Annotated in this window: 14 protein-coding genes and 1 pseudogene; 4 read left to right on the top strand and 11 right to left on the bottom strand. The window is 58.7% G+C overall.

Going from position 1 to position 14962, the window contains the following annotated elements; all coding sequences use genetic code 11:
- Together A3730_RS13300 and A3730_RS13305 are read right to left on the bottom strand one after the other, a co-directional pair.
- Nucleotides 1–288: pseudogene (locus A3730_RS13300) on the bottom strand (hypothetical protein); the annotation flags it as partial.
- Nucleotides 289–392: 104 nt separating this feature from the next.
- A complete protein-coding gene (locus A3730_RS13305) occupies nt 393–998 on the bottom strand; it encodes a TetR/AcrR family transcriptional regulator (RefSeq protein ID WP_063520794.1) in 606 nt (201 codons plus the stop codon).
- Between the two features lie 152 nt (nt 999–1150).
- On the opposite strand from A3730_RS13305, the gene A3730_RS13310 reads away from it, so the two are divergent.
- The gene (locus A3730_RS13310; RefSeq protein ID WP_063538225.1) at nt 1151–3169 is read left to right on the top strand and encodes an NADPH-dependent 2,4-dienoyl-CoA reductase; all 2019 of its coding nucleotides are present in this window, start codon (nt 1151–1153) and stop codon (nt 3167–3169) included.
- 173 nt (nt 3170–3342) lie between these two features.
- Here the strand turns inward: A3730_RS13310 and A3730_RS13315 are convergent, their stop codons facing one another.
- Nucleotides 3343–4596 carry an NADH:flavin oxidoreductase/NADH oxidase family protein gene (locus A3730_RS13315; protein WP_063520557.1) on the bottom strand — a complete coding sequence of 418 codons (1254 nt, stop codon included), beginning with the start codon at nt 4594–4596 and terminating at the stop codon, nt 3343–3345.
- An 87-nt stretch (nt 4597–4683) separates the two neighbouring features.
- Between A3730_RS13315 and A3730_RS13320 the strand changes: the two genes are divergently transcribed.
- Together A3730_RS13320 and A3730_RS13325 are read left to right on the top strand one after the other, a co-directional pair.
- Entirely contained in the window at nt 4684–5040 is a 357-nt protein-coding gene (locus A3730_RS13320; RefSeq protein ID WP_007150890.1) for a helix-turn-helix transcriptional regulator, read from the top strand.
- A 25-nt stretch (nt 5041–5065) separates the two neighbouring features.
- On the top strand, nt 5066–5500 hold the full coding sequence (locus A3730_RS13325; RefSeq protein ID WP_063521386.1) for a hypothetical protein: 435 nt from the start codon (nt 5066–5068) through the stop codon (nt 5498–5500).
- 171 nt (nt 5501–5671) lie between these two features.
- On the opposite strand, the gene A3730_RS13330 is transcribed toward A3730_RS13325, so the two are convergent.
- The 6 genes from A3730_RS13330 to A3730_RS13355 form a co-directional block, all read right to left on the bottom strand.
- On the bottom strand, nt 5672–6001 hold the full coding sequence (locus tag A3730_RS13330) for a hypothetical protein (RefSeq protein ID WP_063518881.1): 330 nt from the start codon (nt 5999–6001) through the stop codon (nt 5672–5674).
- Nucleotides 6002–6350: 349 nt separating this feature from the next.
- A complete protein-coding gene (locus A3730_RS13335) occupies nt 6351–7556 on the bottom strand; it encodes an acyl-CoA dehydrogenase family protein (protein ID WP_063538227.1) in 1206 nt (401 codons plus the stop codon).
- Nucleotides 7557–7570: 14 nt separating this feature from the next.
- Nucleotides 7571–8878, bottom strand: a complete 1308-nt coding sequence (locus A3730_RS13340; RefSeq protein ID WP_063521045.1) for an acyl-CoA dehydrogenase family protein — start codon at nt 8876–8878, stop codon at nt 7571–7573.
- Between the two features lie 311 nt (nt 8879–9189).
- Entirely contained in the window at nt 9190–11553 is a 2364-nt protein-coding gene (locus tag A3730_RS13345) for a fatty acid cis/trans isomerase (protein WP_063538229.1), read from the bottom strand.
- Between the two features lie 125 nt (nt 11554–11678).
- Entirely contained in the window at nt 11679–12131 is a 453-nt protein-coding gene (locus tag A3730_RS13350; RefSeq protein WP_063521685.1) for a DUF3429 domain-containing protein, read from the bottom strand.
- Between the two features lie 54 nt (nt 12132–12185).
- On the bottom strand, nt 12186–12689 hold the full coding sequence (locus A3730_RS13355) for a DUF1643 domain-containing protein (RefSeq protein WP_063521684.1): 504 nt from the start codon (nt 12687–12689) through the stop codon (nt 12186–12188).
- A gap of 58 nt (nt 12690–12747) precedes the next feature.
- On the opposite strand from A3730_RS13355, the gene A3730_RS13360 reads away from it, so the two are divergent.
- Nucleotides 12748–13464: a nitroreductase gene (locus A3730_RS13360; RefSeq protein ID WP_063521683.1), complete on the top strand. Its 717-nt coding sequence runs from the start codon at nt 12748–12750 to the stop codon at nt 13462–13464.
- A 220-nt stretch (nt 13465–13684) separates the two neighbouring features.
- Here A3730_RS13360 and A3730_RS13365 read toward each other — a convergent pair whose 3' ends face one another.
- Both A3730_RS13365 and A3730_RS13370 read right to left on the bottom strand, forming a co-directional pair.
- A complete protein-coding gene (locus A3730_RS13365; protein WP_063538231.1) occupies nt 13685–14155 on the bottom strand; it encodes a hypothetical protein in 471 nt (156 codons plus the stop codon).
- 195 nt (nt 14156–14350) lie between these two features.
- Nucleotides 14351–14866: an Hsp20/alpha crystallin family protein gene (locus A3730_RS13370; protein WP_063521083.1), complete on the bottom strand. Its 516-nt coding sequence runs from the start codon at nt 14864–14866 to the stop codon at nt 14351–14353.
- Nucleotides 14867–14962: the final 96 nt, after the last annotated feature.

A 14962-nucleotide genomic window follows, 5' to 3' on the forward strand; every position in this document is an offset into this window, starting at 1 on the left:
GTGGATCCGGGTGAGAGCGGTGCCGATGTCTGTTATCGCACTGTCCCAGTCCCGGGGTTGCCATTGGCCTTCACCGGGCCGGCGGCTGCCTTGCCGTACCTGGGGCTGATCGAGGCGATCCGGGTCCTGGTGGATGGCCAGGTAGTTAATGCCCTTGTGGCAGGCAAAACCTTTGCTGACAGGGTGGGCCTTGTCCGGTTGCAGGCGGGTGACTTTGCCGTCGTCGACCTGGGCAATCAGTGCGCAGGAGGGTTCACAGACCCGGCAAAATGTTGGAATGGATTTCATGGCAGCCTCCCTGACGATTCAGTCAGGCTAGCCAATCACGCCCGGGCAGGACATGACCGTTCCACTCATTTGTGGCGTCGCGGTTATGGGGCGGGCCCGCAGGGTCAGGAGGAAGGCTGTGACAGGGCGGCCATGATCAGGGCAATGGACTGCTCGCTGACGGTCTCGATATCTTCCCGGTTCACGTAAATGCCATCAATCAGCAGCCGGCACAGGCCGTGGACGGTGGCCCAGCTGGCCTGGGCCACGCGCAGGGAATCGGTTCTCGCCGGCAGGCGGCCCGCCAGCAGCGTTGCCAGTCGCTCGGCATAGTGACGGAAGCTGCGATAGGCGATGGTTTTGAGTTCATCGGTGGGCTCGCCGCCTTTCCAGATAGTGCGCCCGAACATCAGTTCGTACTGTTCCGGGTTCTCGGTGGCAAAGCGCAGATATTCCCGGACAAAATTTTGAATGCTTTCCTGTGAGCCCGTTGCTTGCAGCTGACGGTTGATCATCTCGTCCAGCTGGCTGAATGCCTGGGTGGCCAGGGCGCAGAGCAGGGCGTTCTTGTCACGGAAGTGGTGATAGGGCGCGGTACGGGATACCCCCGCCCGCTCGGCCAGCTTGCGCAAGGATAAACCCTCAACGCCTTGCTCGCTGAGCAGAGTGTTGGCTTCCTGCAGCAAGGTATCGTGCAGGTCGCCGTGATGATAGCGGCCGGTCTGTGCCATGAGTCTCCTGCCTTTTGCGTGGTGGCGTGTCGTGTGAAGCCTGTTGCGTCTATTTCAATCTTGACACTGTCAAAATAACCCCTTAACTTGACGCTGTCCAGATTAATCAACGCGTAGCCATCTGTGGTGCAGATGCCTTGGGAGACAACACCATGACAGCCAACCGCTATTCCAACCTGCTTTCTCCGCTGGATCTGGGGCATACCCAGATCAAGAACCGGGTGATTATGGGGTCCATGCATACCGGTCTGGAAGACCGCTTCTGGCAGTTCCCCAAGCTGGCGGCCTACTTTGCCGAGCGGGCCCGCGGTGGTGTTGGCTTGATCGTAACCGGTGGCTTCAACCCCAACAAGAAGGCCTGGTTCTATCCCTTTGCCGGCCTGTTTAACAGCCGCCTGGATGTGCGTAACCACCGCAAGGTGACCGATGCGGTGCACCAGGAAGGCGGCAAGATTGCTCTGCAGATCCTCCATGCCGGGCGTTACAGCTATCACCCCTTCTCCCGTTCGGCTTCTGCGATCAAGAGCCCGATCAACCCCTTCAAGCCCAAGGCCATGTCCACCAAGGAAGTGGAGCAGACGGTGAAGGATTTTGCCCACACGGCATGGCTGGCCAAGAAAGCCGGCTACGACGGTGTGGAGATCATGGGGTCCGAGGGCTACCTGATCAACCAGTTCACCGCGTCGCGAACCAACAAGCGTAAAGACAAATACGGTGGCAGTGCCGAAAACCGCCGTCGCTTCCCGGTGGAAATCGTTCGCGAAGTGCGCAAGCGTTGCGGCGATGATTTCATCGTCATGTTTCGCCTTTCCGTGGTTGATCTGGTGCCGGACGGGGCCACCCGTGAAGAGGTTCTGGCGCTGGCCAAAGAAGTGGAAGCGGCGGGCGCCAGCCTGATCAATTCCGGGATTGGCTGGCACGAAGCGCGTGTGCCCACCATCGTGACCTCTGTGCCCAGAGCCGCCTTTGTGGACGCCACCCGCCAGGTGAAAGACGTGGTTTCCATTCCCGTGGTGGCCTCCAACCGCATTAACGATCCGGACGTGGCAGAAGCCATTCTGGTCGCTGGCCAGGCGGATGCGGTCTCCATGGCGCGCCCGTTGCTGGCGGACCCGGATTTCGTGAAGAAAACCGAGCAGGGCAAGGCGGATGAGATCAACACCTGTATCGCCTGTAACCAGGCGTGCCTGGACCATACCTTCCAGCTCAAGCGGGCGTCCTGTCTGGTCAATCCCCGTGCTTGTCACGAGACCGAGTTGTTGTACCTGAAAACGGCCAAGCCGAAAAAAGTGGCGGTCGTTGGTGCCGGCCCGGCGGGCTTGTCCTGTGCCACGGTGGCGGCAGAGCGAGGCCATGCGGTGACCCTGTTTGATCAGGCGGGGGAAATTGGTGGTCAGTTTAATATGGCCAAGGTAGTGCCCGGCAAGGAAGAGTTTCACAACACCATTCGCTATTTCAGCAAAAAACTGGAAAGCACCGGCGTTACCATGAAGCTGAATACGCGCGTTGAAATTGCCGATCTGGAAGCGGCGGGCTTTGACGAAATCGTGATTGCTACGGGTGTGGTTCCGCGTACCCCGGGCATCCCCGGTGTGGATCATCCCAAGGTGTTGTCTTACGTGGACGTGCTGCGTGGCAACGCCCAGGTGGGTGAGAAAGTGGCGGTCATTGGTGCCGGTGGTATTGGCTTCGATGTGTCCGAGTTTCTGGCTGAACATCCCCGCGAAGGCGAGCAGCCATTACCGGAGTGGATGAAAGAGTGGGGCGTGGATATGGCGGGTGACACCCCCGGTGGCCTGGTGAAAGCGGCACCGGAAAAACCGGCTCGCCAGATCACCTTGCTGCAGCGCAAACCGACCCCGCTGGGCAAGGATCTGGGCAAAACCTCCGGCTGGGTACACCGCGCCACGCTCAAGTCCCGCAACGTGGAAATGCTGAAAAACTGCAGCTACGAAAAAATTGATGATGCGGGCCTGCATATCAAGATGGGTGAAGAAAGCCGGGTGCTTGACGTGGATAACGTGATTCTCTGTGCCGGGCAGGAATCCCTGCGTGAGCTGTACAAGGAAGACGGCAAGAACTTCCACCTGATTGGTGGCGCGCATCTGGCGGCCGAGCTGGATGCCAAACGCGCGATCAAGCAGGGCGCGGAAGTGGCAGCGAAGTTGTAAAGCAGAGGATCCCTGGCTTCTAGCGGCTAGCAACGAGAAAAACAAAAAAGCCCCGGCTCACGTCGGGGCTTTTTTGTTTCGGTGACTGCAGAGGGCGTCACCATTTATGCGAAACTCGAAACTCGAAACTCGAAACTCGAAACTCGAAACTCGAAACTCGAAGCTGTTGTCTGTCAGTTATTCGCCCGCAGACGGCGGGTCTTAAAGCTGCCGACACCCATGGTGGCGATAACCTTGAACAGGGCGAGCAGTACGCTCTCGTCCGGCTTTGGGTCTTTGCCTGTGCCCATGCGATGCAGCTGGCGGGAGAACCAGGACACTTCCATCATGGCCATGTTGTCGATGGTCTTGATACCGGTTTTGCGCGGGGTAACGCGGCTGACAACGCCACTCTGGCCCGCCAGGATGGCGTTGGGAAGATCCGGTTCCACGGCCAGGGGGCGGGCGATGCCGATGATATCGGTGGCACCGCTGTCCACGGCTTGCGCCATGGCTTTGGCCGAGCGGAAGCCGCCGGTAACCATCAACGGAATGGAAACCCGCTTGCGGATTTCGTTGGCGTAATCCAGGAAGTAGGCTTCCCGGTTGGCGGTACTTTCCCGTACGCCCTTGGCACCGGCCATGGCCGGGTTCTCGTAGTTGCCCCCGGAAATTTCCAGCAGATCGAGACCCTCGCTGGCCAGTGTTTCGGCCACGGTCATGGATTCTTCTTCGCTAAAACCGCCCCGTTGGAAATCGGCGGAATTGAGTTTGATGCTGACAGGGTAATCATCGCCAACGGCCTGACGGATAGCCCGGTAAATTTCCAGCGGGAAACGCATGCGGTTTGCCAGTGAACCGCCCCATTGATCGGTGCGGCGGTTGTGATGTCCGGAGAGAAACTGGCTGACCAGATAGCCGTGGGCGCCATGAATTTGCACACCGGTGAAACCGGCTTTCTGGCAGATACGGGCGCTGGTGGCGAACCGCTGGATGATCTCCTGAATTTCCTCTTCGCTCAGCGCTCGGGGTGTCTTGAACGCGCTTTTCAGTTCCTTGCCAAAGGGCACGGCTGAGGGGGCAAGGGTGTCGCCGCTGGCCAGCATACGGGGAATCTGCTTGCCGGGATGGTTGAGCTGTACCCAGATCGCCCCGCCCCGGGACTTGCCGGCCTCCGCCCAGCGTTTCAGCAATGGCATGTCACGCTCATCCTCCACGACCACGTTGTTCGGCTCGCCGGTGTGGCGTCGGTCGATCATGATATTCCCGGTAATCACCAGGCCGGTGCCGCCCTGGGCCCAGCGGCCGTACAGCCGTTCCAGTTTCGGGGTTACATGGTTGTCGATGGTGCCGAGTGCTTCGCTCATGGCCGATTTGCCGAAACGGTTGGGCAGGGTGATTCCGCAGGGCAATGCCAGGGTCTGGCCGAGAATATCAGCGTGGTTCACAGTGTCTCCTCCGATGGCGACGAACAGTGGCGACAAGAAATGCCGCAACGATATAGTTTGATGAGGATCAAACTATAAGTTAGTTTTATGACCGTCAAACTATTTTCCCGGGAGGTGCCGGTTTTGGCACAGAAAGACACTGTGACGGCGGAGCAGCTTGCTGCAGCCTTTCGTGCGCTGTCCAACCCCAATCGGTTGCGCATATACCAGGTAATTGTGGATCACTGTCGCCAGCATGGTCAGGCGGATCTGGCCAAGGTGCCTGCCGGCTGTGCGTTTGGGGATTTTATGCAGCGGCTCAATATTGGCGCACCGACAGTGTCCCACCATGTTCGGGAGCTGTCGGAGGCGGGGCTGATCCGTGTGGAGCGTGAAGGGCGCCGCCGCTTCTGCCATGCGGAGCCAATGATGCAGGAACGGTTGGCACACTTTTTTGAAATGTAATTAACACCGAATACAGGGGCAGGGAATGACAGCGGATCAATGGGCGCTTTGGGGCTGTGGCATCTTTTTTCTGGTCGGCTTGCTGACCGGCGCCTGGAAGTATGTGCAGGTGGCCAATAGTGAGAAAGCCCGGGCGCATTACTATGTGGACATCGCCCACCGTGCCAGCTTGATGTATGCCTTTGCATGCCTGGTGCTGGAGCGCTTTGCCTTGCTCAGCGTTTGGGACGACTGGGTGAACACCCTGGCGGTGCTGGCCTGTCTGATTTTCTTCGCGCTGGCGATCGGCAGTTATATTCTGCACGGCATGCTTAAAGACACCCGCAACCAACTGCAAAAGCCACACAGCATGGGCTCGGCCACGGTACCGCAGGCGGCCATGACGGTATTTATGCTCGCGCTGATCGCGGCGGAAGTGGGTGGTTTCGCCGTGCTGTTCGCAGGCTTTGTGATGAGATGAGGGTGAGCTACGAGCTACGAAAAAAGAGAGGGAAGGCGGAAAATTCCCTGACGTTCCTTTTCAACGTTTCACTTTGAACGTTCAACTGAACCCGCGGGCATGGCGGTTATCGCGTGACACCGTACCCGGCCCGCGTTTCAGCTTGCAGCGTGTCCCGTGTTGCGTTTCTTATCAAGTGCAGTAGCGGCCGTACTGGCTCAGCGCCTTGCTGCTGTGTGGATCAACCGTATCGACCCAGACCTGCATGGAATCCTTGTTGCGATTGTTTTGCAGGTTGCTGAAATCCCCGGCGGTGAATTCGCCGAGCAGGGTATCCCCTTCCTGGGGTGTGATGCCATCCAGCTGTTTGACCAACACCATGCCCTTGCTGGAGTTCAGCAGCATGTAGTCGCAGCTCTGGCTGATAATGACCGTGGCTTGCTGATTGGCATGGGCGGCGTTGCCCAGCATCATGCATCCGGCCAGTCCGGCACCCATTATGGTGTATTTGAATGCTGACATATGGATCCCTTCCTTTTTTATTGTCCCACTCCACCTTCTACCTTTCACTTTACTGCCCCGCCGCGGGTGAACCTGTTGTCTAATCGCGGTAAAGCTGTAACCCGGTGTTGTGTTTTTATTGCGTTCCATCTGATTGGATATTGGCATACATGATGGCACTGCAACATCATCGTTATGGCTCTTTGTGCAGTAGGGAATAAGACTGAGATACTGGTGCTGTATAGGGCGAATTGGCCTGAACGGCGTCATTCGGTATGGGGCGGTTGTGGTGTGTTGTCAGCGATGAAAAAAGCCGCTTCTGAGTACTCAGAAACGGCTTCTTTCATTCGTCGGCAAAATGCCTAAGGCGTTACTTCAGTTCCTTGGAGCTAAGCCCCAGCACGCGACGGGCAATAACCAGTTGCTGGATCTGTTGGGTGCCTTCAAAGATATCCAGAATCTTTGAATCACGGGCCCATTTTTCCAGTAACTCGTCTTCGGTGTAGCCCAGGCTGCCGGCCAGTTCCACACAACGCAGGGTGATGGTGTTACCGACCCGGCCGGCCTTGGCCTTGGAGATGGAGGCTTCCAGGGTGTTGGCTTTCTTGTTGTCGGCCATCCAGGCGGCTTTTACCGCCAGCCAGTAGGCGGCTTCCCAGTCCGCTTCCATCTTGTAGATTTCCGCTTCCACCGCAGAGCAGTTGTCCACGGGTTTGCCGTAGTCATAGGTGATGCTGTCTTTGAGCAACTCCTTGATGCGCTCCAGGGAGGCTTTGGCGCAACCAATGGCCATGGCGGCCACCAGCGGGCGGGTGTTATCAAACGTCTCCATGACACCGGCGAAGCCTTTCTTGGTGTCAATCTCCGGGCTGCCCAGCAGGTTTTCTGCCGGTACCCGGCAGTCCACGAAGTTGATGGCGGCGGTGTCGGAGGCGCGGATGCCCAGCTTCTTCTCCAGCCGTGCCAGTTCCATGCCCGGGGTGCCCCAGTCCACCACGAACGACTTGATGGCAGCGCGACCCAGTTTCGGATCCAGGCTGGCCCAGACCACTACGCAGTCGGCCCGTTCGCCGGAAGTGACGAAGATTTTTTCGCCGTTGAGGATGTAGTGATCGCCATCTTGTTTGGCAGTGGTGCGGATGGCAGCGGAGTCGGAGCCACAGCCCGGTTCGGTGATGGCCATGGCGGCCCACTTGCCCTTGAAGCGTTCCAGCTGTTCGTCGTTGGCTACGGCCGCAATGGCGGCGTTACCCAGGCCCTGGCGGGGCATGGCCAACAGGAAGCCGGTATCGCCGTAGCACATTTCCATGGCGCCCAGGCAAACGCCCATGTTGGCGCCATTTTTTACGCTGCCGTCGTCCTGCACCTTGCCGCTGCCGGTGGTGGCGGCGCCGGCGGAGTTGGCCGGGTCGCCTTCGTTGAAGCCATCCAGCACCGAGGCGAGCATATCCAGCTCTTTCGGGTATTCGTGCTCACCACGATCGTATTTGCGCGACAGCGGGCGCAGGGTGCTTTGTGCTACCTGATAGGCGTTGTTGATCAGGGGTTTGAACTTCTTGGGAATCTCGATATTCATGGTTGTCTCCCTCCTTACAGGTGCAGGCCGCCGAAGGCGACGCCCACAGCACGCAGATCCCGATACCAGCGTTCCACCGGGTACTCTTTGGTAAAGCCATGGCCACCGAGCAGCTGCACGCCGTCGGTGCCGATTTTCATGGCTTTATCCTTCACCAGGGTGCGGGCCAGGTGCGCTTCGCGCTGGAAGCTTTTGCCCTGTTCGGCACGGCTGGCCGCGCGGTAGGTGAGCATGCGCATGGCATCCAGTTCGATGGCCATATCGGCAATCATGAACGCCACGGACTGGCGATGGCTGATGGGTTCACCAAAAGCGGTGCGCTCGTTGCAGTAGGGGCCAACGTAGTCGAGCACCGCCTGGCTGGTGCCAATGGCCATGGCGCACCAGGCCAGGGTGCCCAGGTCCACGAAAGCGCGATAATCAAAATCGCCATTACCCAGGCGGTTGTCCGCCGGGATGCGCACGTTATCCAGTTTCAGCGGGCGCTGACCGCTGGCGCGGATGCCCATGGCGGGATCCTCTCCGGCGGTGAGTCCGTCGGTGCCGCCTTCCACGATAAACACCGCGGGGCCGGTGTCTGTTTGTGCGGCAACCAGGAAAATTTCCGCTTCGGCCGCCAGTGGCACCAGGGATTTTTCGCCGTTGAGAACGTAGTCGTTACCGTCCTTGCGGGCGGTGGTGGCCAGCGCCATGGGGTCGAACAACGGGCGCGGTTCGCACACCGCAATGGCGGCTTTGGGCGGATTCTCTTCGGCGAAGCTGCTCAGGTATTTGTCCTGCTGCTGAGCGGTGCCCCACTGGGTCAGCGCATTGGCGACCCCCATGGGGGCAAGAATCGCGACGGCCTGGCCCATGTCGCCACGGGCCAGATCTTCTGCCAGCAGCATGCTGGTAACGGTGGATTTCTCGGTGGCGGCGCCGCCCAGGGATTCCGGAACCGCGAAGAAATTCAGTCCCAGTTCCAATGCCTGGGCAATCACGTCTTCGCTGGTCTGCTGTGCGGCGTCAGCGTGTTCGGCCTGTTCGCGCAGTACGTTGGTGGCAAAGCCCTGCACGCTGTCGCGGATCATCTGTTGTTCGTCGGTGACGCCAAGATCGAACAGGTCACGGGTATGGCCGGGGGCGGTAAGGCGCTCGGGTTTGTTGCCTGCGTTACCGGACTTGAATGCACGGGCGGTGGTGGTCAGTACCTGGAAGCCGCCTTTGGTCAGGCTGTAGGCAAGCCGCTCAACGCTTTTACGCATGCCCATCTTGTCGAGCATCTCCGAGCTGGCCAGGCGGTTAAGCGCGGTCAGCGCATAACCCACTGCATCTTTCGCCATGATGGAACCTCATTGTTATGTCTATGGATTGCATTCGATTATGGAGAGGTGAGCGACGGTCACATTGACCAGTGTGACTGACAGGTCGGGCATAGTAGCAACCGTCCTGGCGCCACAGACCTAGCCATTGTCGGACTTAGAGCGTATGGGAGGTTTATCGCGCTACCAGCGACGCTGCTTTGGGAAAAGGGCGAGGGGGAGCTTGTTGATGTTCCTTTTCAACTTTTCAGTTTGAACTTTCAACCAGTCTCCGCGGGCAGGATGGCTGCGTCAGGGCACCCATTCCTCCCGCGTTACCTGCTGCTAATTGTTCAAAGGTTTTCGTACCGGTTCATATCGAGAATGCCGGCCTGGGTTGGCTCGTGCTCTTGCAGATACTGGTCCAGTGCGTGGAAGTATTGCCAAAACGCCGGGTGGGTGCGGCGGATGCCGTAGGCGTCGACCACTTTGGTGAAGTCTTCTTGCGTCTTCACTGCTTCCATCTGGCTGACGAACGCCTGTAATTGGTCGTCCTGCACCAGGAACATGAAGTTGGGGTAGCTGGCCAGCACGCCGGGATACAGGGTCAGGGTATCCAGGGGCGGCTGGTAACGCAGGGATTCCCCCATCATGAACGCCACGTTGCTATGGGCCCGGTTACGGAACAGAGAGTAGATTTCCTGCTCCCCCTGATTGCCCCGCACATGCACCATGCTGACTTCCGGCATAAAGTTCACCACCGGCAGGTTGGCGGCACGACGTGAAGAGATGGCACTGAGGGTGTGGTCGGCCTGCTGTTTCCAGGCAGACACATCAGCACGCTGACAATGCTCTCCATCACAGCGGTTGATCGGGTCTGGCCGGGCGTTCAGTTCAGTAAAGCGCGTCAGCAGCTTGTCGTTGAACTCGTTCATGGGGGTGCTGGTGTCGAATGGAATATCAGTGGGCAGGGTGGTGTCCACGGATTCGTAACTGACTGCCAGGCGCAGTTTGCCGGTGTTCTGATACCAGTTGGCCAGTACACTTTGGCGCAGCTCTGCCGGGAGGTAACGGAGAGTGTTTTGTTCCGCGCCGTTGCGGATCAGGTCAAAGTAGAGGCGAGTTTGTGCCTGATGGGAGACAGACCCGAACACATTGAAATTAACCACCAGGTTGTAATAACTGCGTTCGAACAGCGGATAGTCCATGACCCAGGTGGTCAGTGGCAGGTCACCAATCAGCCCTTTACGTACCGAGGCGTTATCGTGGTGCCGGAAGATGGTCAGTAGCGCATTGCGGTTATCGCCGTCACCATCCCACAGGGAGCCCCAGCCCGGACCCTGTGGTTCTCCCGTCCCGTAAGCCTGTTTGCGGGCTTTGAGGTAGTCGTTGCGTTTGCCGCTGTATTTCAGCCATTCGGAGCCGAGGGCCAGCAGGTCGTCATCCTGGCCTGGCAGGCCCAGCAAGTCGCTGACTTGGGCGCGGTAATTTTCATCGGTGATATAGAGGTCCTGGTCCGGATCCTGAAATACCGCCCAGAAATGGTCGCGGATCACATCGGTGGCCACCTGGCCGCGGCAAACCGGGCCGCGAATAAAGGTACGCACAAAATATTCGGCTTCATCCAGCATAAACTGGTAGCGGGCGCGGGCAGGAATATCGGCAAAAGTGACGAAGGGGTTGGCGCGTTGTTCATAGCCATAGCCGGGCAGTTCTTTGACTTCCCAGTCGGTGCTGAAAAACTGTTTCCGGGTACGCGCCAGCTTGTCTTTGGTGAGGCCAAAGGTGATATGGGTTTTGTGCACCAGGGTGCCGCGGACCGGGGTAATGCGGTACCAGAAGTTCTCCGGGGGCATTTGATTGGGTCGGTCGGTGGCAACCCGCTTGATCGGCTCGCCGGGGGGCGTGCTGGAGCGGTGAAGCTGGAAGAAATGGGCCGGCTTGCTGTCTTCGCCTTTATCCAGATACAGATGGGCAAGAAACAGATGCTCGTATAGCCAGCGCGCCACCAGCTGGTGTTTCGGGTCGCTCTGGTTGAGAAAGGTTTCCCAGCTGTCAATCAGCTGCTGCTCTTCAGCGGTGGGGGTAATCACTTCCGGTTTGAAACTGGCGCCTTGCTTCAGCCACTGGGCGATGGTGGCAAATTCGCTGTCGGTGAGGCCGGTCACGGCCAGCGGCATCCCTTCCATGGGGTGGTCGTCAGCGTAGTCGTCGAATTCATCCGGGGCGGGGCATTCGTTCTGCCGGCTCAGCCCCAGGGCGATATCGTCGGGCAGCTTTTCATTGGGGTTGAAGGTGTGTTTCTTGCCCAACGCGAGCATTTGATACAGCAGGGACGCCTGCATGCCGGAGGTGCTGTCGATCACCGAGTAGAACCCCCTGTCACGCCATTGTGCGGTGGTTTGGGCATCCTGAAACAAGCGGGTAGGGTCGACGGTGTGCTTGCGGCCGCCGTTATAGACGTTCTGTTTGCTGGCGCCCCGGTCCAGCCCTTCTACTGCTTCCAGTTTCAACTGGCATGGCGCGTCGTAGCAGCCGTGGCAGGCCAGGCACTTGTTCTCGAAGATCGGGCGAATATCGTCGTGGTAATTAGGGGATTGGTTCGCGGTGTTGACGAGAGGAGGCGTTGGGTTGGAATCCGGGGCGGCCAAGGCCGAAAAAGAGAAAAGTAGTAATCCCAGTGTAAAGGTGGCGTGCCGTAGCCATTGGTGTTTCATATACCCGAATCTCCCTGTGACGAGTCCGTAGTGTAGCGGGGGCAGACTGCTCGGGCCACGGTTGGGCCGTCATGATGGTCTGCTGCTTTGTAAAAAAAGGAAAGTTGTTCCGGGGCGGGCGTAGCTCACAGCATCCAGAACATGGTGGCGGCCCAGCCGATCAATACGGCGATGACCGCAGCGGCGGTGAGCTGGTGGCGCAGATGTCGGTACCAGGTGGGCAGGGTCTCGTTGAACACCATCTGTTCTGTGCCCCATACGTACATGAGCCCGGCGGCGAGCATGGGCAGCGCCAACTCCAGAGGAAGCAACAGGGCAAACCAGCCCAGCAGGGCAGGCATCAAGCCAAACAACAGGGTGGGGTATTGATTACTGTCGGCCATCTTGTCCAGGGCGCGACCCCAGTGAATGGCCCCGAGGAAGGTAATGACGATGGCGGCGTAGGTGGCGAGCGCATGCAGGGCCCAGTTACCCGTCTCGGCAATCCAGGACAGGCCCGCCAAGCCATAAAAGGGAATGAGTCCAGCGTAGGACAGCCCTTTGGCACGACGGATGTTCTTTTCCAGACGTGTGCTCACATTGTTAATCCCGGCCGGTACTTTGTGCCTATTGTCGCTTGTTCAAGGTGAAGGTCAGGACAAGGTGGCGTAGCCATCCCAGGGCTGGGCGGTGAGATGCTTGGGGAGATACAGTGGATGCGCCGGTTCCCCGGAGCTGTTCAGGCGAATGCAGTGCATGGCAGGCAGTTGCGGCGTCACCTGCAAGGCACGGTCATTGAAGCGGCCGTGATTGCCCCAGGCGGCGACCACCAGGTCTGCCTGTCGTGCCAGCCGGCGCAGCCACTGGTCATTCTTCGGGCCCACCGGGTCAGCAGTGGCGAACAGGTCCTGTGGGTAGGTGGCCCGGTAGGCGAACAGATTGGCCACACACAGGCCGGAATAGCCCCAATCACGGGCAAAGCCCATGCAGCGGCGGATGGTGGGATCGTCCTGGCGGTGATCGGCGGTGGAGGGGTTCAGGCCAATCAGCAGCATGAAGTCATCGCCTTCACCCCACTGGCGCCACAGGGCATAGCGGTATTGCCGACAGCGGGAAAAGTTGGCGCGACGTTGCAGGTTATCGATGGTCTTGGTCATGGCTGCGCATTGTAAGTCTCTGGCACAGTAAACGCTAAACTCACAACAGGTTGAGAGTATGGAATTTCAGGATGTAATGGCTCGACGCCATAGTGTGCGGGCATTTACCGACCAGCCGGTGAGCGATGAGATGCTGAACGGGTTGCTGGCCCGGGCCAGCAGGGCGCCAAGCTGGTCCAATACCCAGCCGTACCAGATCGCTGTGGCCCGCGGCGAAGTGCTGGAAAGTCTGCGCCGCGAATTGCCGGAGCGGTTTGATCAACTGATGGCGCTTCAACGGGCGCCCATGGTGAAAAAGCTCAAGGCGCTGTTGACGAAAAAAGGGATGCCGGATGGCGATTACCGACCGGTGGTGAAGTACCCGGAAGACCTGCAGCCACGACGGGTCGCCACCGGCCATGGCTTGTACAAGTTGCTGGGTATCGGACGGGAAGACAAGCAGGCTCGCCACGAGCAGATGGCGGCGAATTTTCGTTTTTTTGATGCGCCGGTGGCGTTGTTTATTTTTGTTCACGAAGGTCTGGGCGTTTACAGCGCGCTGGATGCGGGTATTTTTTTACAGAGTCTGATGCTGGCGGCCACGGACGAGGGGTTGGGAACCTGTGCCCAGGGGGCGCTGGCATTGTGGCGATCGCCGCTGGAACAGCATTTCCAGTTGCCCGGTCAGTACAAGTTATTGTGCGGCCTGTCGCTGGGTTATGAAGCGGATGAAACCATTAACCAATTCCGCCCGGACCGCCAGCCGCTGGAGAGTTTGCTGATTCCGGCTAAATAGCATGGAACGCCCAATGCCCAATGCCCAATGCCCAAAGCCTGACGGTTGACGCTTAAAATCTAAAAAAGCGGCGGCCACTTCCTGAAAATGTGTTGGTAATGCAGCACAGGCGTGGTGGCCGGTTTGGGTTTGTCTGGCATCAGGCCTTTGGCGTCATGCTCTTCGCTATAAGGGCACTCTTCCCTGCAAGCCTGTGGCAAACGTAGAGCCATAAGCCCAATTATTGCTGTGTGAATACGCGCAGGATGGGAAAGCGGTGGTACCCGAAAAAAACCATCTTGCGCTGTTGCTCTGCGGCGGCGAAAGAGCCTTCCAGGTTGCTGGCGTGGCGGCGGTCACCGTTGGCGAATTCCGCCACCAGATAGTCGTCACGCAGAATGCGTTGGCCGCCGGCATCGTTTCGCAGTGACACCAGCGCCCACCGCTCACCGCTATCACTGCTCAGGCTGCTGGCGTCCAGCAGGATAAAGCTGCTGCTGTCCGGTTCCAGCGGGTTATCCCGATCAAAGTCGGCATTGTCGGTAATCGCCAGTGGTGTATCAAAACGCAGAACGGCGCTGTTCTCCGCGTGGAGGGGCGTCGCAAAGCCCAGCGCCATGGCGCAGACAGCGCCGGCCAGAAGGTGATGACGTTGCCGCGTGTTGGCGGCTTTGTTGCCCCCGTTTCTGGGAGTGAGTAAGTACAGGCGCATCTCCGGGTTCTCCGTGGCTTTCTATACTTTATAGAGTACCCGTGTTGCACCGTGATTAGGCCGTGAAACCGTTGATAGTAGCGGCGCATCTCACGACTCCGCGCCCAGGTATGGAGCGCGGGCCGTGACGTCAATAGAGAAACACCGGTTCTTCGTGATGTTGCTTGAAGCGTGCAGCCTGTTGCGTCTCCTCAATCAATGAATCTCGATACGTCGGCTGCCTTGATGATGGTGTTCATGGCGAGGGATGTTGAGCGACAGTACCCCGTTGTGGAAGACGGCGTTCATCTGCTCGGCATCCGCATCGGCCGGCAATGTCAGCATGCGCTGGAAGGGCCCGAAACGGCGCTCACTATAATGGTAGCCGTCGCGGTCATTTTCCTGGATGGGGATTTTGCTGCCGCTGATCAGCAACATGTTGTTGTCCAGCGTCACATTCAGATCGGATTTCTCCACGCCGGGTAATTCCGCAGTAATCAGGTAGTGGTCGTCGCGCTCCAGAATATCCAGGTTGGGGCGCAAGGGCGCGTTTGGTTGGGCGTGTGGCGCCGGGGTCGTCCAGGCCATGTCGCCAAGCATTTGTTCGAACCAGTTGTCGAACTCCCGTTCCCAGCGCAACAAGGGGTGGCCGGGTTGCCGTTGCGGGAGAGGTCGCTCGCGGTTGCTCTCCTGACGAAGCCAGTTCCAGGGTGTCATTTTATGCATATCCATCGCGTGTCCTCCTGAGGGGGGTTGGAATAAACGGTTGGACAATGACCAAGTGCTTCACCTGTTGTTATGAGGCAAATGGTGACGGCTTTCAATGCC

The sequence above is a fragment of the Alcanivorax sp. HI0044 genome (genome assembly GCF_001634945.1).